This window comes from Streptomyces sp. NPDC025793, from assembly GCF_055558375.1.
In genome coordinates this window covers 492,538-511,879 of record NZ_JBVHMR010000002.1, presented here as the reverse complement: position 1 = coordinate 511,879, position 19,342 = coordinate 492,538, and the positions used below count along the sequence as shown (strand labels likewise).

At 70.6% G+C, this 19,342-nt stretch carries 14 protein-coding genes; 7 read left to right on the top strand and 7 right to left on the bottom strand.

Going from position 1 to position 19,342, the window contains the following annotated elements; genetic code table 11:
- The first annotated feature begins 217 nt into the window (after window positions 1-217).
- The 3 genes from ACZ4MF_RS06165 to ACZ4MF_RS06155 all read left to right on the top strand — a co-directional run bounded on the left by ACZ4MF_RS06165 (window position 218) and on the right by ACZ4MF_RS06155 (window position 3,089).
- Window positions 218-1,573, top strand: a complete 1,356-nt coding sequence (locus ACZ4MF_RS06165) for an aminotransferase class III-fold pyridoxal phosphate-dependent enzyme (protein WP_467490252.1) — start codon at window positions 218-220, stop codon at window positions 1,571-1,573.
- A gap of 108 nt (window positions 1,574-1,681) precedes the next feature.
- Window positions 1,682-2,377: a GntR family transcriptional regulator gene (locus ACZ4MF_RS06160; protein WP_467490250.1), complete on the top strand. Its 696-nt coding sequence runs from the start codon at window positions 1,682-1,684 to the stop codon at window positions 2,375-2,377.
- Window positions 2,378-2,438: 61 nt separating this feature from the next.
- A complete protein-coding gene (locus ACZ4MF_RS06155; RefSeq protein ID WP_467490248.1) occupies window positions 2,439-3,089 on the top strand; it encodes a hypothetical protein in 651 nt (216 codons plus the stop codon).
- 63 nt (window positions 3,090-3,152) lie between these two features.
- Here ACZ4MF_RS06155 and ACZ4MF_RS06150 read toward each other — a convergent pair whose 3' ends face one another.
- Window positions 3,153-4,970: a bifunctional metallophosphatase/5'-nucleotidase gene (locus ACZ4MF_RS06150; protein WP_467490246.1), complete on the bottom strand. Its 1,818-nt coding sequence runs from the start codon at window positions 4,968-4,970 to the stop codon at window positions 3,153-3,155.
- A 198-nt stretch (window positions 4,971-5,168) separates the two neighbouring features.
- Window positions 5,169-6,452 carry an adenylosuccinate synthase gene (locus ACZ4MF_RS06145; protein WP_467490244.1) on the bottom strand — a complete coding sequence of 428 codons (1,284 nt, stop codon included), beginning with the start codon at window positions 6,450-6,452 and terminating at the stop codon, window positions 5,169-5,171.
- Between the two features lie 212 nt (window positions 6,453-6,664).
- Here ACZ4MF_RS06145 and ACZ4MF_RS06140 point away from each other — a divergent pair, with 212 nt between their 5' ends.
- Together ACZ4MF_RS06140 and ACZ4MF_RS06135 are read left to right on the top strand one after the other, a co-directional pair.
- Window positions 6,665-7,519, top strand: coding sequence for a diacylglycerol kinase (locus tag ACZ4MF_RS06140; protein ID WP_467490242.1), 855 nt, complete (start codon window positions 6,665-6,667; stop codon window positions 7,517-7,519).
- A 142-nt stretch (window positions 7,520-7,661) separates the two neighbouring features.
- A complete protein-coding gene (locus ACZ4MF_RS06135; RefSeq protein WP_467490240.1) occupies window positions 7,662-9,173 on the top strand; it encodes an APC family permease in 1,512 nt (503 codons plus the stop codon).
- A 6-nt stretch (window positions 9,174-9,179) separates the two neighbouring features.
- Here the strand turns inward: ACZ4MF_RS06135 and ACZ4MF_RS06130 are convergent, their stop codons facing one another.
- Window positions 9,180-9,689 carry a GbsR/MarR family transcriptional regulator gene (locus tag ACZ4MF_RS06130; RefSeq protein ID WP_467490238.1) on the bottom strand — a complete coding sequence of 170 codons (510 nt, stop codon included), beginning with the start codon at window positions 9,687-9,689 and terminating at the stop codon, window positions 9,180-9,182.
- Between the two features lie 74 nt (window positions 9,690-9,763).
- On the opposite strand from ACZ4MF_RS06130, the gene ACZ4MF_RS06125 reads away from it, so the two are divergent.
- Together ACZ4MF_RS06125 and ACZ4MF_RS06120 are read left to right on the top strand one after the other, a co-directional pair.
- A complete protein-coding gene (locus ACZ4MF_RS06125; protein ID WP_467490236.1) occupies window positions 9,764-10,675 on the top strand; it encodes an ABC transporter ATP-binding protein in 912 nt (303 codons plus the stop codon).
- Entirely contained in the window at window positions 10,675-12,246 is a 1,572-nt protein-coding gene (locus ACZ4MF_RS06120; protein WP_467490234.1) for an ABC transporter permease, read from the top strand. The genes ACZ4MF_RS06125 and ACZ4MF_RS06120 overlap by 1 nt, the downstream gene beginning before the upstream one ends.
- Window positions 12,247-12,255: 9 nt before the next feature.
- On the opposite strand, the gene ACZ4MF_RS06115 is transcribed toward ACZ4MF_RS06120, so the two are convergent.
- The 4 genes from ACZ4MF_RS06115 to ACZ4MF_RS06100 form a co-directional block, all read right to left on the bottom strand.
- The gene (locus tag ACZ4MF_RS06115) at window positions 12,256-13,476 is read right to left on the bottom strand and encodes a cytochrome P450 (RefSeq protein ID WP_467490232.1); all 1,221 of its coding nucleotides are present in this window, start codon (window positions 13,474-13,476) and stop codon (window positions 12,256-12,258) included.
- A 64-nt stretch (window positions 13,477-13,540) separates the two neighbouring features.
- Complete coding sequence (locus ACZ4MF_RS06110; protein WP_467490230.1) at window positions 13,541-14,029, bottom strand: hypothetical protein; 489 nt, start codon at window positions 14,027-14,029, stop codon at window positions 13,541-13,543.
- A gap of 73 nt (window positions 14,030-14,102) precedes the next feature.
- Window positions 14,103-14,564: a hypothetical protein gene (locus ACZ4MF_RS06105; protein ID WP_467490228.1), complete on the bottom strand. Its 462-nt coding sequence runs from the start codon at window positions 14,562-14,564 to the stop codon at window positions 14,103-14,105.
- Between the two features lie 31 nt (window positions 14,565-14,595).
- Window positions 14,596-19,293, bottom strand: coding sequence for an RHS repeat-associated core domain-containing protein (locus ACZ4MF_RS06100; protein WP_467490226.1), 4,698 nt, complete (start codon window positions 19,291-19,293; stop codon window positions 14,596-14,598).
- Between the last annotated feature and the right edge of the window lie 49 nt (window positions 19,294-19,342).

The following is a 19,342-nucleotide window of genomic DNA, read 5'->3' as shown; positions in this document are numbered from 1 at the left end:
CCGCCCTCCCCATGCGCCCCTCATGGGCAACGGACCGAGAATAATGCGGTCGCACAAGGAGTCGAGCAGGCCCGCCTCCACGGTTCCGTAACGGGCCGGCCGCCCTGTTCCGGAACCTCCGGGACCTCCCCGTTCGACAATCTGTCGCGGAAACCCCCGTCCCACGGAACAAGACGCCGATAGGCCTTCCGCATCGCGGACATTTACGCTCGGCCGCATGACCCCTCAGCCCCATCCCGAAGCCGGTGCCGCAGTGAAGGCCGCGGACCGCGCGCACGTCTTCCACTCCTGGTCGGCCCAGGACCTCATCGACCCGCTCGCCGTCGCCGGCGCCGAAGGGTCGTACTTCTGGGACTACGACGGCAAGCGCTACCTGGACTTCACCAGCGGGCTCGTCTTCACGAACATCGGCTACCAGCACCCCGAGGTCGTCGCGGCGATCCAGGAGCAGGCGGCGCGGATGACCACCTTCGCGCCCGCGTTCGCCGTCGAGGCGCGCTCGGAGGCGGCCCGGCTGATCGCCGAGCGGACCCCGGGCGACCTGGACAAGATCTTCTTCACCAACGGCGGCGCCGACGCCGTCGAGCACGCGGTGCGCATGGCGCGCCTGCACACCGGCCGCCCGAAGGTCCTGTCGGCGTACCGCTCGTACCACGGCGGCACCCAGCAGGCGGTCAACATCACCGGCGACCCGCGGCGGTGGGCGAGCGACAGCGCCGCGGCCGGTGTCGTGCACTTCTGGGCGCCGTACCTCTACCGCTCCCGCTTCTACGCCGAGAACGAGGAGCAGGAGACCGCGCGCGCCCTGGAGCACCTGGAGACGACGATCGCCTTCGAGGGCCCCGGGACCGTCGCCGCGATCATCCTGGAGACCGTCCCGGGCACGGCCGGGATCATGGTCCCGCCGCCCGGCTACCTCGCCGGTGTCCGCGAGATCTGCGACCGCCACGGCATCGTGTTCGTCCTGGACGAGGTGATGGCGGGCTTCGGCCGCACCGGTGAGTGGTTCGCGGCCGACCTGTTCGGTGTCGTGCCCGACCTGATGACCTTCGCCAAGGGTGTGAACTCGGGTTACGTCCCGCTCGGTGGTGTCGCCATCTCCCAGAAGATCGCCGAGACCTTCGGCAAGCGCCCCTACCCCGGCGGCCTGACCTACTCCGGCCATCCGCTGGCCTGCGCCGCCGCCGTCGCCACGATCAACGTGATGGCGCGGGAGGGCGTCGTCGAGAACGCCCGGCGCCTCGGCGCCACGCTCCTCGGCCCCGCGCTCGCCGAGCTGGCCGAGCGCCACCCGAGCGTCGGCGAGGTCCGCGGCACCGGCATGTTCTGGGCGCTGGAGCTGGTGAGGAACCGCGAGACCCGCGAGCCGCTCGTGCCGTACAACGCGGCCGGCGAGGCGAACGCCCCGATGGCCGCCTTCACGGCCGCCGCCAAGCAGCACGGCCTGTGGCCCTTCGTGAACATGAACCGCACCCATGTGGTCCCGCCGTGCAACGTCAGCGAGGCCGAGCTGAAGGAGGGGCTGGCCGCCCTCGACGCCGCGCTGAGCGTGGCGGACGCGTACACGGTGTAACCGAACCGCGGCTGCCGCCGGGAAGACTCGAACGCGTAAGGTGACGTGCTCGTACGTAAGCAGACGAGTACCGAGTACGTCACCGACCGCGTGAGGAGAGGCCCGACCATGTCCGGCAACGCCGCTGTGACGCGCAGCACGCTGCGCCAGCAGATCGCGGACGCGCTCCGTGACGAGGTGCTCGCGGGGCGGCTGCGACCGGGCCGGGCGTTCACGGTCAAGGAGATCGCCGACCAGTACGGCGTCTCCGCCACCCCCGTCCGCGAGGCGCTGGTCGACCTGTCCGCGCAGGGCATCCTGGAGGCCGACCAGCACCGCGGCTTCCGCGTGCCGGAGTACTCCGTCACCGACTACCGGAACATGATCGAGGCCCGCAGCCTGGTCACCGACGGCATGTTCCAGGCCCTCACCACCGGCCACCCCGCCTTCCGCACCCCGCCGGACGACCCCCGTACGACGGCCGCGCTGACCACCGTCCGCCGCCGCGGCGAGGAGGCCGCGCGGGCCGCGACAGCGGGCGACCTGACCATCCTCATCGGCTACGACCTGCGCTTCTGGCGCGAGCTGAGCGCGTTGTTCGGCAACCCCTACCTCGGTGACTTCCTGCACCGGCTGCGCGTGCAGTCCTGGGTCTGCGCGGTGCAGCACCTGCTGCGCCTGCCCGATCTGCGCGGCCGCCTGTGGGCCGGGCACCCCGAGCTGGTCGACGCGCTGGCCCGCCGCGAGGCCGACGCCGCCCGCCGGATCGTCGCCGCCTCCAACGCCCACTCCCTCGCCCTGCTGGAGCACCTGACCAACGGGTGATCGAGCAGTACCCTTCCCTGACCACCTTCAGTGTGCGAGTGATGTGTGCGAGGAGCCCTCTTTGGCCTGTGACCTGTGGCTGGTGCCGCTCGTGGATGTGTTGTGCCACACCCCGGACAATCCGTTCGCCGACGAACTCGCGCAGTACAACAAGGCACTGGCGGAGGCCGGCCTGCCACCCGTGCCGGTGTACCAGTACATGCCGGGCCTGAACGGCGAGGTCGCCCCGGTGGCCGGCTTCGACTACGACGCCCTGCACTTCCTGCGCCGCGCCTACCTCCTCCAGGCGTGCGGCCTGCCGGTGACCCCGGTCGGCGAACTGGGCAGCGACTACGAGCAGTTGCTGGAGATGTTCGAGTCCACGGCCCAGCAGTCGCACCTGGTCTGGCACTACGACCACGCGGGCGCGTACGTCCCCGTCGACTTCCCGCACCCGCTGTCCAACGAGGAACTCCTCGCGGGCGGCGGCCCGTTGGGCAGCTCGCAGAGCCTGCTGCGGGAACTGGAGTACGTGGCCCCGTCGCTCGGCATCGACCCGGCCAACCCCCCGGCCGCCCCGGCAGCCCCCACGGCCCCCACGGAGCTGGAGGAACCGGCGGTCCCGGCGCCCTACGACCCGAGCCCCTTCGCCCGCGAGCGGCACGTCTGGCTGGGCCTGCACGCGGCGGCGACCCGCTCCCTCGCCCAGGGCTCGATGATCGTCTTCAGCTGACCGGCGGGCCACTGCCCGCGGGAGCAGAGACCCGCCGGTGCACGGCAGGGTGGGCGCGGTGGTCTAGAAGACCGGCGTCCCCGCCTGCGTCAGCTTCCAGTTGACCTTCGCGAAGTCCGCCGGGTCCAGCGTCTTCTTCGCCGTCACGTAGTCGATCATCAGCTGCCGGATCTCGTTGGTCGAGCTGTAGGCGATCGGCGCCGAGGCGATGTGCGGGTAGCCGGAACCGCCGTTCGCCCGGTAGTTGTTGACGGCCACGACGAAGACCTGGTCGGCGGCGACCGGGGTGCCGTTGTAGGAGAGGTTCTTGATCCGGGACCCCTCGGGCTGCGCGATGTCGATCTCATAGTCGACGCCGGCGGCCACGTCGTACATGTAGTCCCAGAAGCTGTTGGCGTTGGTCAGCGTCGCGGTGTCGACCTTCGTGCCGGCCGGGACCTGGTGGTAGTACTTCGCCGCGTACTCCAGGTAGTCCTTGAGCTGGGCGCCCGTCAGCTTCTTGCCGTACAGGGTGTTGTCGTAGATGTAGAGCCCGGCGATGTCCTTGATGGTGACGTTGCCCTTGGGGATGTCGGCGGTGCGGCTGAACGGCGCGGCGACGGAGATCAGCGGCAGGGCGGCGTCGGCCGCCGAGAGGCCCGCCTTGACCGTGTCGGCCTGGACCTTCTGGATGAAGTCCATGATCGGCACGTCCTTCCAGCAGGACTCGGCCGCCGAGAGGTCCTCGGTGCAGGTGCCGACCGCGGTGTTGACGTACTTCACGACCAGCTCGTGGTCGGCCTCCAGGAGCTTCTTGATCTCCGGGTCCTCGTCCACCGTGTTGGGGTTGAGGGTCTGGGCCTTCTTGCCGACGACCTTCCAGCGGCCGTGCTCCAGCTCGACCTCGAAGTCGAAGACGCTGAGCCGGTAGCCCCAGCAGTACGGCTCGGAGAGGAGGACCTCCTCGCCGGTCTCCGCGTTCTTGACGGTGTAGGAGGGCACCTCGACGTGGGTGTGGCCGACCAGGATCGCGTCGATGCCGGGGACCTGCTCGGCGACGATGTTGGAGGCGTTCTCGACGTACGGCAGCGCGTCGCCGTACGAGGACGAGCCGTCCAGGCCCGAGTGGTCGGTCAGGAAGACCACGTCGCAGCCGAGCGCCCGCAGCCGGGGCACGTACTTCTTCGCCTGCTCCACCAGCCCGGGGAAGACCATCTTCCCGCTGACGTTGTCCTTGTCCCACAGGGCGATCCCGGGGTTGGTGAGCCCGAGGATGCCGACCTTGATGTCGGGGGCGCCCGGCACGCAGATCCGCTTCACCGTGTACGGGTGGAAGGCGGGCCGGAGCGTCTTCGCGTCCAGCGCGTTCGCGCCGAGCAGCGGGAAGTGACACTGCTTCTCGAACCTGCGCAGCGTCTCGATGCCGTAGTTGAACTCGTGGTTGCCAAGGGCGGCGGCGTCGTAGCGCATGTGGTTCATGGCCACGGCCATCGGGTGCCGGGGGCCCTTCTTGCCGTCGGTCCCGGTGATCGGGTCGACGCGCGCGAAGTAGTAGGCGAGCGAGGTGCCCTGGATGATGTCACCGGCGTCGACGAGGAGGACGCGGTGCTCGCCCTTGGCCTCGCGCTGCTGCTTGATGAGCGTGGCGACCCGCGCCACACCCACGGAGTTGCCCGCCTTGTCGCTGTAGGCCGCGTCCTTGTAGTAGTCCCAGTCGAAGACGTGGCTGTGCAGGTCGGTGGTGCCGAGGATCGAGAACGACCAGGTGCGCGGCGTGTGTCCGCGCTGCTGCTCGGCCGCCCGGGCGGGCGCGGCGGCGACGGTCCCGGCCGCGGCGACGGCCGCTCCGGTGACGGCCGACTTCTTCACGAACTCCCGGCGGTTCATGGGACTGACGGGCATTCAGGGCTCCTGGAGGGAGGATGAGAGGAAGGAATGGGCGGAACGCGGCGGCAACTACCCGCGTAGATGCTTGCCTTGGACTCTTCCCCTGAGAACCACGAACAACCCAAGGGCCGGTCAAGGAACTTCATGTCCATGACCGGCCCGTGACGTGGGGGCGAACTGTGGGGAACTACCAGGAATTATGGAACTGCGGAACTACAGGAACGAGTTGATCTCGATCGTCTCGTCCCGGCCCGGGCCCACGCCGATCGCGGAGATCGGGGCGCCGGACATCTCCTCCAGCGCCTTGACGTAGTTCTGGGCGTTCTTCGGCAGGTCCGCGAAGGACTTCGCCTTGGTGATGTCCTCGCTCCAGCCCGGCAGCGTCTCGTAGACCGGCTTCGCGTGGTGGAAGTCCGTCTGCGAGTAGGGCAGTTCCTCGACGCGCCTGCCGTCGATCTCGTACGCCACGCAGACCGGGATCTGCTCCCAGCCGGTCAGCACGTCCAGCTTGGTGAGGAAGAAGTCGGTCAGGCCGTTCACGCGGGTCGCGTAGCGGGCGATGACGGCGTCGAACCAGCCGCAGCGGCGGTCACGGCCGGTCGTCACGCCCCGCTCGCCGCCGATCCGGCGCAGCGCCTCGCCGTCCTCGTCGAACAGCTCGGTGGGGAACGGGCCGGCACCGACGCGGGTCGTGTACGCCTTCAGGATGCCGATGACCCGGCTGATCTTCGTCGGACCCACGCCGGCGCCGGTGCAGGCGCCGCCGGCCGTCGGGTTGGAGGAGGTGACGAAGGGGTACGTGCCGTGGTCGATGTCGAGGAGGGTGCCCTGACCGCCCTCGAACAGGACGACCTTGTCGTCCTCCAGCGCCTGGTTCAGGACCAGGACGGTGTCGGTGACGTACGGCTTGATCTGCTCGGCGTAGCCCAGCAGTTCCTCCACGACCTGGTCCACGGCGATCGCGCGCCGGTTGTACAGCTTGGTCAGGAGCTGGTTCTTGACGTCGAGGGCCGCCTCGACCTTCTGGGTCAGGATCGACTCGTCGTAGAGGTCCTGGACCCGGATGCCGACGCGGTTGATCTTGTCGGCGTAGGTGGGACCGATACCGCGCCCGGTCGTGCCGATCTTCCTCTTTCCGAGGAAGCGTTCCGTCACCTTGTCGACGGTGACGTTGTACGGCGTGATGATGTGCGCGTTACCGCTGATCAGGAGCTTTGACGTGTCGACGCCTCGCTCGTTCAGACCGCTCAGCTCGGAGAGCAGGACCGACGGGTCGACGACGACACCGTTGCCGATGACCGGCGTACAGCCGGGGGAGAGGATTCCGGAAGGGAGAAGGTGGAGCGCGTACTTCTGGTCGCCCACGACGACCGTGTGGCCGGCGTTGTTGCCGCCCTGGTAGCGCACTACATAGTCCACCGAGCCACCGAGCAGGTCGGTCGCCTTCCCCTTGCCTTCGTCACCCCACTGAGCACCGAGCAGCACAAGTGCGGGCACGCGCGTACACCCCTTCCGGGCGGGGCATGTCCAAGGTCGGGGGCGTGGGCGTAAGGTTCACCGCCGCGTGCCACAGCGACCGCCGTTGGTCGCACAACCGTCGGACCGGATGCCCCGGAATAGACGAAGCCCCTGGCGCAATAGCGCAAGGGGCTCTTGCACAAAGATGCTACCCGAGGAAGCGAGGCAGGACCGAGGTGGCGACTTTCGCGATGTCCGACCAGCTGCTGGTGATCATCGATCCGGCGGCACGGCAGACGGACGGCGAGTCCGTTCGGATCGCGAAAGACGTGCTCAGCGCGGGTGCGGCGGCGAAAGTGTGCCTCCCGGACGGCCCGGAGGAATTCGCCCGGGCGCTGGGCCGAAGGGGTTCGCGGCGGCCGGTCGTCATCGGCGACGACCACGCTCTGCTACGAGCCGTCACGCTGCTGCACCGCGGGCGCGAACTTGCCGGATGCGGTCTGTCGGTGGTGCCGGTCGGCGGGGCGGGAGAAACGTCCCTGACGGAGTCGCTGGGCGTGCCCGGCGGCGCGGTGGCGGCGGCCCGGGCGGTCCTGGAGGGCACGGAACGGCGGCTGGACCTGCTGGTCGACGACAGCGACGGGGTCGTCCTGACCGGGCTGGCGATCCCGCCGGCCCGGCGCGTCCCCGCGCCCGTGCCCGAACCGGTGGCGCCCGCCGCCGGCCGCTGGTACCGCACCCTGCTGGCCCGCACCCTGCCCGCCCGCCCGCCCCGGCTCCCGGCGGTCCCCTCCCCCGGCCCCACCCGGCTGCGCGTCCAGCTCGACGGCGAGACGCTCGTGGACCTGGACGAGCCGCTGGAGTCCCTGACGGTGACTCCCGGAGTGCCGGCAGTACCCGGGGCGTCCGGCGCCGGCACGGCCGAGGTGGAGTGCCGCCCCCTGTCGGTGGGCGCCGAGGCGACCCCGCTGCGGGCCTGCGGGCGCACGGTGACGGTCACGGGACCGGACTTCCGCTACCGGGCCGACGGGACCGTCTCGGGCCCCGTACGCAGGCGCACCTGGCGGGTGGCGGAGGCGGCCTGGGGGCTGGTCCTGCCGTCCTGAGGAACCCCGACGCGTCACCCCTAAAGGTCTGGTGACAAATATTTAACCCGGCCGACCCCTTCCCGCGCCCCCGGCTCATCCACCATCCTGCTCCATCAGGACCCACCAGGACTCACGGACCGGACACGGAGGGGGCCACCCGATGGCAGTGGACGAGGGCGTTGCCCCGACGGCGGAGGCGGATGGCTCGGATGCGGTTCACCGGCTGAAACCCAACGCCGTCGGGTTGCTCGGGGTCGTCTTCATGGCCGTGGCGACCGCCGCGCCGATCACCGCGATGACCGGGAACGTGCCCTTCATGGTGTCGTCCGGCAACGGGATCGGGGCGCCCGCGAGTTATCTCGTGGCAATGGTCGTCCTGGCAATCTTTTCCGTCGGTTTCACCTCGATGGCGAAGCACATCACGTCCACGGGCGCCTTCTACGGGTTCATCTCGTACGGGCTGGGGCGGACCGTCGGGCTCGCCTCCGGACTGCTCGCGACCTTCGCGTACGTCGTCTTCGAGCCCGCGCTCATCGGGATCTTCTCGACCTTCGCGACCACGACCCTGAAGGACCAGACCGGCGCGCACGTGCCCTGGTGGGCCTTCGCCGTGCTGATGCTCGCGATCAACGCGACCGGCACCTGGTTCGGGGTCAGCGTCGCCGAGAAACTGCTGGTGGTGCTGCTGGCGACCGAGGTGACCGTGCTGGCCGCGATGGCGGTGTCGGTCGCCCTCCACGGCGGCGGCCCGCACGGGTTCACCTTCGCGCCGGTCGACCCGGTCAACGCCTTCAAGGGCACGTCCGCCGGGCTCGGGCTGTTCTTCGCCTTCTGGTCCTGGGTCGGCTTCGAGTCGACCGCGATGTACGGCGAGGAGTCCCGCGACCCGAAGAAGATCATCCCCAAGGCCACGATGATCAGCGTCCTGGGCGTCGGCGTCTTCTACGTCCTCGTCTCCTGGATGGCCATCTCCGGCAACGGCGAGGCCGAGGCCGTGAAGGCGGCCTCCTCCGCCAACCCGCTCGCGATGTTCTTCAACCCCACCGAGCGCTACGTCGGGCACTGGGCGGTCGACGTCATGCAGTGGCTGATGATCACCGGCTCGCTGGCCTGCGGCATGGCCTTCCACAACTGCGCCGCCCGCTATCTCTACGCCCTGGGGCGGGAGGGCGTCCTGCCGTCGCTCCGGCGCACCGTCGGCCGCACCCACGCCCGGCACGGCTCCCCGCACATCGCCGGGCTGGTGCAGACGGCGGTCACCGCGGTGCTGCTCGGCGCGTTCTGGGCCGCGGGCAAGGACCCGTACACCGGCACGTACGTCCTGCTCGCCATCCTCGGCACCATGGCGATCCTCGTCGTGCAGGCCGTGTGCTCCTTCGCGGTGATGGCCTACTTCCGCTCCCACCACCCCGAGAGCCGCCACTGGTTCCGCACCTTCACCGCGCCGCTGCTCGGCGGCATCGCGATGCTCGGTGTCGTCGTGCTCCTCGTGTCCAACATGGGCGCGGCGGCCGGTCCCGAGTCCGGCTCGCTGGTGCTGAAGGCGACGCCGTGGCTGGTGGCCCTGGTCGCGGCGGCGGGGATCGGGGGCGCGCAGTACCTCAAGCGGCGGGCGCCCGAGCGGTACGCGCTGCTGGGGCGGACGGTGCTGGAGGAGACGAAGGAGCGCTGAGCGGGCTCAGTCCCCGAACCTCTCCTGCCGGTACACCCGCCACCGCTCCATCATCAGGGCCACGTCCTGCTCGATGAACTCGAAGAAGGCCAGCGTCTGCGCGAGCCGGCGGCCCGAGGGGGTGTCGGCTCCGAGACTGGCGACGCCCTCGCGCAGGGCGTCCTCCCAGCGCTTGATGATCGCCTCGCGGCTGGTGAGCGCCTCGTACCACTGGTCGCTGTGCACCCGGTAGCGCTCCCGGCGCGAGCCGGGCTCCCGCTCTCTCGACACCATGTGGACCTGGGCGAGATAGCGCACGGCGCCGGAGACGGCGGCGGGGCTGATCCGCAGTTGCTCGCTCAGCTCGGCCGAGGTCAGGGTGCCGGTGTCGGAGGCGAGCAGGGCCGCGAAGACGCGGGAGGGCATGCGCTGCATCCCGGCCTCGACCAGCTGCGCCGCGAACCGCTCCACGAACCGCGAGACCGCCTCGGGGTCCCGCGCGCTCCCTGACTCCGTCCCGCTCCCTGGCTCCGTCATGTCGCTCACCCTATCCGGCGTTCATGCGCTTCCTTAACTTCACAAATTTCTGAAAGAAGCGTACGTTCTGATGCATGACCAAGGCAATCACGGTCTCCGGGCTCCACAAGTCCTTCGGCCGCACCCACGCGCTGGACGGCCTCGACCTGGACGTCGAGGCCGGTGAGGTGCACGGCTTCCTCGGCCCCAACGGCGCCGGCAAGTCGACCACCATCCGCGTCCTGCTCGGACTGCTGCGCGCCGACGCGGGCGCCGCCCAGGTGCTGGGCCGCGACCCCTGGCGGGACGCGGTCGAGGTGCACCGCCGCATCGCGTACGTCCCCGGCGACGTCACCCTGTGGCGCAACCTCTCCGGCGGCGAGGTCATCGACCTCTACGGCCGACTGCGCGGAGGCCTCGACCAACGGCGCAGGGCGGAGCTGATCCAGCGCTTCGAGCTGGACCCCACCAAGAAAGGCCGCACCTACTCCAAGGGCAACCGGCAGAAGGTCGCCCTGGTCGCCGCCTTCGCCTCCGACGTCGACCTGCTGATCCTGGACGAGCCGACCTCGGGCCTGGACCCGCTGATGGAGGAGGTCTTCCAGGCTTGCGTGGAGGAGGAACGCGACAGGGGCCGCACGATCCTCCTCTCCTCGCACATCCTCAGCGAGGTGGAGGAGCTGTGCGACCGGGTCAGCATCATCCGCAAGGGGCGCACGGTGGAGAGCGGCTCGCTCACCGACCTGCGCCACCTCACCCGCACCAGCGTCAGCGCCGAACTCGCGGGCCCGCCCGACGGACTGGCCCACCTGCCGGGCGTGCACGACCTGGACATCCAGGACCACCGGGTCCGGCTCCAGGTCGACACCGACCGGCTCGACGCCGTCCTGCGGTCGTTGAGCGCCACCGGAGTGCGCTCGCTGACCTCGACCCCGCCGACGCTGGAGGAGCTGTTCCTGCGGCACTACACGGAAGAGTCGGCGCGGACCGAGGGGGCGTCGGCCTGATGCCCCGCCAACTGGCCGGTACCGGAACCCTGTTGAGGTTCGCGCTGCGCCGCGACCGCGTGATGCTGCCGGTCTGGGTCGCGGTGAACGCGCTGATGGTCCTCTCCATGCCGAACACCCTGAAGACCCTGTACGTCACCCCCGCCCAGCGCGCCGACCTCCGGCACCAGATGGCCGGCAACGCCTCGCTGCGCGCCATGGTCGGCCCGGTCTTCGACGACTCGCTCGGCGCGCTGACCGCCTGGCGCGTCGGCGTGTACGCGGGCGCCCTCGCCGCCGTCATGAGCCTTCTCGTCGTCGTCCGGCACACCCGCGACGAGGAGGAGAGCGGGCGGCAGGAACTGCTCTCCTCCGGGGCGGTCGGGCGCCGGGCTCCCCTGACGGCGGCCCTGCTGGCGGCGGCCGTCGCGAACACGGCCCTGTGCGTCCTGATCGTGGCCGGACTCGCCGCGCAGGGCACGGCAGGCGCCCTGGCCTTCGGGCTCGGGGTGGCGGGCGCGGGCATGGTCTTCGCCACGGCGGCGGCGATCGTCGCCCAGCTGACCGAGAGCGCCCGGCTGGCCCGGGGGCTGACGGCGGCGGTGCTCGGCGCGGCCTTCGTGCTGCGCGCGGCGGGCGACTCGGCCTCCTCCGACGGCTCGTCCGTCCTCACCTGGCTGTCCCCGCTCGGCTGGCTGGAGAACCTGCGCGCCTTCGCGGCCGAACGCTGGTGGGTGCTGCTTCTGTTCGTGGCGGCGACGGCCCTCCAGGCCTTCCTCGCCTACGCGTTGGCGGGCCGCCGGGACATCGGCATGAGCTTCCTGCCGACCCGGCCGGGACCGGCGGCGGGCCGGCTCGGCACCGCCGGCGCCCTGGCCTGGCGGCTGCAGCGCGGCAGCGTCCTCGGCTGGTCGATCGGCTTCTTCCTCGCCGGGGTCGTCTACGGCGGGCTGACCGACGGTGCCGCGAGGCTCGTCGGCGACAACGCCCAGGCCCGGGAGATCTTCCAGCGCATGGGCGGCCAGTCGGGGCTGACCGACGCCTTCCTCGCCGCGATGGTCGGCATGCTCGGCCTGGTCGCCGCGCTCTACGTCGTCTCCTCCGTGCTGCGGCTGAACGGCGAGGAGAGCTCCGGCCGCGCCGAACCGGTCCTGGCCGGCGCGGTGGGCCGGCTGCGCTGGGCAGCCGGCCACCTGCTGATCGCCTTCGGCGGCTCGGCCCTGATCATGCTGCTCGCCGGACTGGGCTTCGCCGTCGGCTACGGCCGGCAGATCGGCCCGGTGCTGGGCGCGTGCCTGCTCCAGGTCGCCGCCGTCTGGGTGATCGGCGGCCTCGCCGTCCTGCTCCACGGCGTCCTGCCGCGGGGCGCGACGGCCGCGTGGGGCGTGGCGGGCGCGGCCCTGCTGATCGGCTGGATCGGCCCGGCGCTGAACGTCCCCCGTGCCGTCCTGGACCTCTCCCCCTTCGGCCACCTCCCGAAGCTCCCCGGCGGTCACCTGGACTGGACTCCCGTGGGCGTCCTGCTGGCCCTGGCGGCGCTGCTGGTGACGGGCGGCCTGGCGGGCCTGCTCCGCCGGGACCTGGCCGGCTGACCGCGCCGGTCAACCGGCCACCACGGGCAGCGCTTCCAGTCCGCGCATGACGAAGTGGGGCTTCCGCTCCGGTTCCGAGGCCAGGGCCAGGCCGGGAGCCCGCTCCAGCAGGGCCCGCATCGAGGCGCCCAGCTCGATCCGGGCCAGGGGAGCGCCGATGCAGTAGTGGATGCCCGCGCCGAAGGAGATGTGCGGGTTGTCCGCACGGGTCAGGTCCAGGCGGCCGGGGTCGGTGAAGACCGCCGGGTCATGGTTGGCGGACCCGAAGAGCATGGCGATCTCCGAACCCCTCGGGATCGTCGTGCCGCCGATCTCGATGTCGTCCAGCACCCAGCGCTCGAAGAGCTGGAGCGGGGTGTCGTAGCGCAGCAGTTCCTCGATCGCGGACGGGATCAGCGCGTGGTCAGCTCGGAGCGCGGCGAGCTGGGCGGGGTTCCGGAACAGCGCGAACCAGCCGTTGACCGTCGCGTTGACCGTGGCCTCGTGCCCCGCGTTGAGCAGCAGCACGGCCGTGGAGATCATCTCCTGCTCGGTCAGCCGGTCGCCCTCGTCGTGAGCGGCGATCAGCCCGGAGATCAGATCCTCCCCCGGCTCCCTCCGCCGCGCCGCGATCAGCTCGCGCAGGAACTCCGAGAACTCCATGGAAGCCCGGACGGCACGGGCCGCGGTCTCCTGCGACGGGTTCAGCTCGTACATCCCGCAGATGTCCGCCGACCAGGGCCGCAGCGACGCCCGGTCCGCCTCCGGAATGCCCAGCATCTCGGCGATGACGGCGACGGGCAGCGGCTCGGCCACCTCCGCGAGCAGATCCCCGCCGCCCTCCCGGACCAGCCCGGCCACCAACTCGTCCGCCAGCCGGCGCACATACGGCGCCAGCCGCTCGACCGTCCTCGGCGTGAACGCCTTCGACACCAGGCGCCGGATCCGCGTGTGGTCCGGCGGCTCCAGATCGAGCATCCCGTGATCGTTGAGCGTGTGGAACGGCTCCTGCTCGGGCGGGGGCGCGCCGCGCCCGAAGTCCTCGTGCGAGAACCGGTGCCGGTACGTCCGCCCGAGCCGCCGGTCCCTGAGCAGCGCCGAGACGTCCGCGTGGTGCGGGACCAGCCACTGGTCGGTCGCCTCGTACCGGATCACCCTGCCCCGCGCCCGCAGATCGGCATAGGCCGGGTACGGGTCGGCGAGGAACGCCGGGTCCCAGGGATCGAAGGTCACATCGGTAGCGCCAGCCATGCGCGGACGCTAACCCGCCGAGCGGGCCCGTGACCAGGGCGACCGACGGAGCGATACGAAGCGATCACCCCCGCTCCCCGCGCCGGACGCCGTAATAGTCCCTCCCGCCCACGAGGACGGACGTGACGTACGACGGCAGACCGCCGGCGTCCCGGGGAACCTCCTGGGAGGTCTGCCGGGTGAAACCCAGCGACACACCGGGGATCACCGGGTACTCGGGCGCCGAGGTGTCGACCGTCCAGCCCCGCGCGGCGGCACGCCGGAAGAGATCCTGGGCGGGCGTTGCGAACACGTCGTCCCCGTCGAGCAGGACCCGCGTACCGGACGTCCGGCCCTCGCCGGGCCACCACAGCTCGACCGCCGTGACCGTGGGACTGCTCTCCAGGAGGGCCTGCACCCCCACCCCGTCCACGGACCAGGAGACGCGCGCCGAAGTCCGTCGCCCGGCCACCCTGGGCTCACCCCAGCCGCGCCCCGCCGCGACGGCCTCGTCGAGCGTCATCCCCAACCGCAACGGAGCGACTCCGCGCGGCGGGTCGAGTGTCAGATCCATCCTGCTCCGTCCAGACGACAAGCTCGGAGGTGACCGGCACGTAGCGATCTCGACGCCCAGGCGGCCCCCGCCCTCAGATCCGGTCCGCGACCAGGACGTAGTCGTAGAAGATCGGGTCGCCCTCTTCGTCCACCGGGTATGCGTAGCTGCTCTGGTTCGCGAGAATCACGTTGAGTTCCGGCAGGGCGTCGAAGCCCAGGTCGTTCTCCTCGATGGTGTGGCCCCGCTCCGCGAGCTGTTCGAAGAGGTCCTCGCCCGGAGTGCGGAAGACGTCCAGTCCGTCGAGCAGCACCCGCACATCGGCGTCCTCGTTCCGGAACCGGTACAGCTCCACACCGCTCAGCGCGCCCTTGGTGAACCCGAGCACCACGTTCATCTCGGATGCGTCGTGCGTGAGCACGATCTGCCCCGGCTCCTCGTCGCTCGAAACGGTCCGGAAAAGACCCCCCTGCGCCACCGCGGCGCGCGCGTCCTCGACCGACATGCCGAGCCGGAAACGCCCTGTGCCGACGTGCGGCACGAGTTCCAGTTCCATGTTCACTCCCTTGGTTACGCATCCCCGGCCCTCAGGCCAGCAGGGCGTTCGTGTCGATGCTCCATCCTCGCTTCTTGAGCATCTCCTGGAGGGGCTTGTTGTCCTTCAGGCCGGCCACCATGTCCTTGATGTGCTGATCGTATTTGCCGGGGAATCGCCGCTTGATGTCGTCGATGTCCATGCGCATCGCCTCGGTGATGCGCCCCTGGTTGATCAGCTCACGCTGGTACTGCTGCCACGCCTGGGAATGCAGCGAGTACCCCGTGCTGTAGAGCTTCTCGTGGTCGGCCTGCTCCATGCGGATGGCCGGACCGTTGTTGACCTTCTGCTTCTTGTGGGGCTTGTTCGCGATGTAGAAGCCGGGCTCGATCACGTCCTTGTACGCCGACTTGGCCGGGATGTGGTTGACCTCCATGGCCTGCGGATACTTCTTCCCGTTCGCCATCCGGTTCGAGGGCAGCAGTCCGCCGTACCAGCCGCCGATCTGCGTGCACCCCTTGGCCACCAGGCCCTCGGGGTCCATCCAGGTGCAGGGGTTGACGACATACGCCGCGGGATTGGGCGCGGGCACGAGGCCCAGGGGGTCCGCCGAGAGATAGCGGGCCGTCTCGGGGTCGTAGTGGCGGTTCAGGTTGTAGTGCAGGCCCGTCTCCGGGTCGGCGTACTGGCCGGGGAAGCGCAGGGGGGTCTGGGCGCGTGCGTCGCGGTTGCGGGCGGTGATGCCCCAGACCGTGGAGCGCTTGTGCCAGGCGATGTCGCCCTGTTCGTCGACGAGTTCGGTCGGAGTGCCGATGACGTCCGTGACGATGGCGAAGAACCGGCTGTCCACCTCTCCCTGGCCCGCGTCGGCCGACAGCCTGCGCTCCCACTGCGCCATCGGCTGCGGGCCCTCGTACTCCCAGGTCATGGTGACACCCGTGGCGGTGTCGGTCTCCTCAGCCAGCTGGGTGCCGTCCCAGGCGAAGCGGACCGTAGCGACGGCGGTGCGCCCGTCGACGCTCATGCGGTACTTGGCGGTACGGCGGCCCAGCGCGTCGTAGGTGTAACGCCACTCGGTGCCGTCGGGGGTGGTGCAGGAGACCAGGCGGTCCTCGGCGTCCCAGGTGTAGCGCCAGGTGTCGGGCTTGCGGGACAGCCGTCGCTTCTGTCGCAGTACGACCCGGCCGGCGGCGTCGTGCTCGTAGCGCATCCCGTCCGCACCCAGCAGGCGTGTGCCGTCGTACGTCCGCTCGCCGCGGCTCTCGGGGTGCCGGGCCCGGTCGGGCCAGTGGGCATCGATCTGGTTCCCGGTGGCGTCGTAGGCGTAGCGCTCCGACCAGTCTGCGGCGGTGACCCCGAGCGGACGGCCCACGGGGTCGAGCTCGAAGTGCCGGTCCACGCCGCCCTGTCGGTCCGTGACACGGGTCAGGAAGCCGTCGGCACGGTAGCCGTAGGAACGGTCCCGGAGCATGCCGTGGGGCGTGGACAGCGACCGGGCTGTCAGTCGGCCGGTCGCGTCCCACCGGGAGGCGAGCGTCACCGGTGCGTGCGGGGGACCAAGAGTGCGCCGGGTCTCGCGGCCGAGCACGTCGTGCGCGAAGCCGAGTGCGTGCCCGCCGAGGTCCACCCGCACCCGGTTCCCGGCGGTGTCGTACGTGTACGCGGTGGTGGCGCCCGTGGGCGTCGTCCGCGAGACCAGTTCGCCGTGCGGGTCGTAGCCGTAGCGCATGCTGTGCCCGTCGACCGTCTCCACGAGCAGGCGGCCCATCGCGTCGCGTTCCAGGGCGAGCGAGGACGTCGGCGACACGGCGGCGACCAGCTGGTCGTCGGCGTCGTACGTGTAGCGGGTGAGCACGCCGTCGGCGTTCTTCTCCAGCACGTTGCCCACCGTGTCGAAGGTGAAGGCGATGCGATGCCCGAGCGGAGTCGTCCGGGCGACGAGGCGGCCCGCCGCGTCGTACTCGTATCGAGAGGTCCGCCCGTCGAAGTCGGTCTCGGACTCCGTCAGGCCCGACGGGCCGTACCGGTAACTCCACGTCCTGCCCAGTGGGTCGAGTACCGAGCTGACCCGCAGTTCGGTGTCGTACGTGAACTCGTAGCGCGCCCCGTCCCTGCCGGTGCGGGCAGCGAGCAGGTCGAACCGCGTGTACTCGAAACGGGTCACACCGCCGAGCGGGTCGGTGTGGGTGAGGCAGTTGCCTTCCTCGTCGTATGTCCACCGCTCGCTCGCGCCGTCGGGTGCGGTGCGCCGGGTGAGCCAGCCGTCCGCCGTCCACTCCAGGCGCGTGACGGAGCCGGCCGGGTCGACGCACTCGTGCGGCCGCCCGAAGGCGTCGCGGTGCAGCCGGTACGTGGCACCGTGTCCGTCGGAGACCGAAAGAGCCAGCCCCGCCGGGTCGTTGGTACGGCTCTCCGTCTCGCCGGCCGGGAACGTCACCGTCACCGGGGCGCCCGTCGCGTCGTGGGTGAACGTGGTCGAGGTGCCGTCCGGCGCGATCACCGCGGTGCGGTTGCCGTGCTCGTCGAAGGTCTGCCGCCACACGCTGCCGTCCGGACCCGTCATGGTCTCCGGCAGGTGCAGGGCGTTGTACGTGGTCGACGCCTGCCGCCCGTCCGGGTACCGGACGCTCAGGAGGTTGCCCGCGTCGTCGTAGGTGAATCGGGAGGTGTGGCCCAGCTCGTCGGTGCGGGACAGCAGGTTGTCGTAGCGGTCCCACTCGAAGCGGACGGTGTTGCCGAGCGGGTCGGTCTCGTCGAGCGTCTGGCCCAGCTGATTGAAGCGGGTGACGGTGACCGCACCGGTGGAGTCGGTGAAACGGGTCGCGCGGGCGGCGGTGTCGTAGGCAAAGCGTGCGGAGAGCGCGCCGTCGGGCCCGATCGTCTCCACGACCCGTCCGGCCGCGTCGTACACATAGCCGTAGGTGTGGCCGTTGCGGTCCGTCCACGAGGTGACGCGGCCCTCCTCGTCGTAGGTGAAGCGCAGCGGCACGCCGCGGGCACCCGACACTCCCACCAGGTTGCGGGCCTCGTCGTACGCGAATGAGGCCACCCGTACCCGGCCTTCGGGGGTCTCCAGGTCGAGCGCCGTGACCCGGCCGAGGCCGGTGTCCCTGGTGACGCGGAGGCGATAGCCGCCCTCGTGCAGGACCGTGGCGGCCAGGCCCTCTTCGTCGCGCCCGATCTGTATGCCGTTGCCGTTGCGGTCCTCGATGTCCCCCAGCCAGTACAGGCTGTTGGAGCTGTACGGGTTGCCGCTGAAGCGCCGGGTCAGACCGGTGCGGACGTCGGTCGTGGCGTACGTGACGTCGCCGAGTGCCGACCGCCCGACGTACGTCAGGGGGACGCGCTCACCCTCCCGGGGCAGCACCTCCTCGCCCGCCTCTCGCGGCAGCCGGGGGTACTGAAGGAGCGAGCCGTCCTCGCGTGCCCATATCGCGCCGCTGCCCGTCAGCTCCAGCCGCTCGTCGAGCGTGGAGGCCCAGCTCCGTCCGAAACAGTGACCGTAGTGGTAGCCGGATATGTGCGTGCGGCGCAGCAGCAGGGGGAGGACACCTGGAAGGGCGAGGTCGGTCTGGGACAGCACCATCTCGCCGCTCGCGACGTCGACCGGGTCGGTCTTGCAGCGGCGCTGCGTCAGCGCGACGGCCTTCTGCCGGGCGCTGTCCAGCGTCGTGCGCAGCGACTGGGGCAGTCTGCGCCGCGATCCGCCGTCGCTGCCCTTCTTGCCGCCGGTGATGGCGTTGATCCGGTCGCGGACATCGAGGTCGATGCCCTTGTGCAGGCGGGACGTGGCCTTGACCCGCTCCGGAACGGTCTCCTTGATGTGCGTGGCGACCTTAGCGAGCGCCTTCTCGGAACCCTTCAGGGCGCCTTCGAGGACGGAGTCGAAGGCCTGGGTGAAGGCGTCCTTGCCACGGGCCCGGCCGAACGAACCCCTCGCCCTCGCCAGTGAGCCCGAACCGGCAAGGTGCAGTTCACCGCCGTGGAGGGAGACCTTGCCGGCCCCGTCCTCGAACTCGACGTGATCGATGACTGTCCGCTTGCCCGACCCGGCTCCCGCACCGCCGTCACCGCTACCGGCGGAGGCCAGCTGCATGCCGCCGTGGTGCTTGCCGCCCGAGTCCCCCGACCCTGCTGGCGCGCCCGACTTCCCGTCGTCCGGCACCGGGGGCAGCTTGAAGGCACCCTCCACCAGATCGAAGACCGCGTCCTCGACCATCGCCTCCAGCTTCCCGGTGACCGGCTGCGTCACCCGGGCCATCAGCTCGTCCACGATCCGGCCGACGGCCTCGTCGACGATCCGCTTGACCGCCTCGCGCATCGCCGCGGTCTCGGCGGCCCCGATCAGCGCCGACAGCCCGCCCGTGGCAATGGCCAGTCCCGCCGAGATACCCAACGACGCGGCCATCGCGCCGAGTTCGATTTCGGCCTTGGTCTTCATCCCGAAGATGATGTCCGCGACCACGTCGCACGCGTCGGCGAACAGGCGGGCTATCTCCGGGATCTTCTCCAGATGTCCGGCCTTGACATGGGACCAGTGCTTCTCCATCGCGTCGACGGCCCAGCCCTGCGACGACGCCAGGATGCGAGACACCGCCGCATGCGCCTCGCCACCGTGTCCCTCGAACTTGTCGGCGAAGTCCCGCATGGCGTCCGCCATGTGGCGGTAGTCGTCCTCGTCGACATTCGGCCAGTTGATTCCGATGAAGTCCAGGAGCTCATCGGCCCATCCGGGCAGAACGTAGCCCATCCCCCGTGCGCCTCCCCGTTGTCGCAAAAACCTTCGCACTTGCGCAGCT

Excerpts from the sequence above, each read along its gene's own strand:
- ACZ4MF_RS06165 (WP_467490252.1), top strand. The coding sequence starts at position 218 with ATGACCCCTCAGCCCCATCCCGAAGCCGGTGCCGCAGTGAAGGCCGCG.
- ACZ4MF_RS06160 (WP_467490250.1), top strand. The coding sequence starts at position 1,682 with ATGTCCGGCAACGCCGCTGTGACGCGCAGCACGCTGCGCCAGCAGATC.
- ACZ4MF_RS06150 (WP_467490246.1), bottom strand. The coding sequence starts at position 4,970 with ATGCCCGTCAGTCCCATGAACCGCCGGGAGTTCGTGAAGAAGTCGGCC.
- ACZ4MF_RS06140 (WP_467490242.1), top strand. The coding sequence starts at position 6,665 with ATGTCCGACCAGCTGCTGGTGATCATCGATCCGGCGGCACGGCAGACG.
- ACZ4MF_RS06135 (WP_467490240.1), top strand. The coding sequence starts at position 7,662 with ATGGCAGTGGACGAGGGCGTTGCCCCGACGGCGGAGGCGGATGGCTCG.
- ACZ4MF_RS06130 (WP_467490238.1), bottom strand. The coding sequence starts at position 9,689 with ATGACGGAGCCAGGGAGCGGGACGGAGTCAGGGAGCGCGCGGGACCCC.
- ACZ4MF_RS06125 (WP_467490236.1), top strand. The coding sequence starts at position 9,764 with ATGACCAAGGCAATCACGGTCTCCGGGCTCCACAAGTCCTTCGGCCGC.
- ACZ4MF_RS06120 (WP_467490234.1), top strand. The coding sequence starts at position 10,675 with ATGCCCCGCCAACTGGCCGGTACCGGAACCCTGTTGAGGTTCGCGCTG.
- ACZ4MF_RS06115 (WP_467490232.1), bottom strand. The coding sequence starts at position 13,476 with ATGGCTGGCGCTACCGATGTGACCTTCGATCCCTGGGACCCGGCGTTC.
- ACZ4MF_RS06110 (WP_467490230.1), bottom strand. The coding sequence starts at position 14,029 with ATGGATCTGACACTCGACCCGCCGCGCGGAGTCGCTCCGTTGCGGTTG.
- ACZ4MF_RS06105 (WP_467490228.1), bottom strand. The coding sequence starts at position 14,564 with ATGGAACTGGAACTCGTGCCGCACGTCGGCACAGGGCGTTTCCGGCTC.
- ACZ4MF_RS06100 (WP_467490226.1), bottom strand. The coding sequence starts at position 19,293 with ATGGGCTACGTTCTGCCCGGATGGGCCGATGAGCTCCTGGACTTCATC.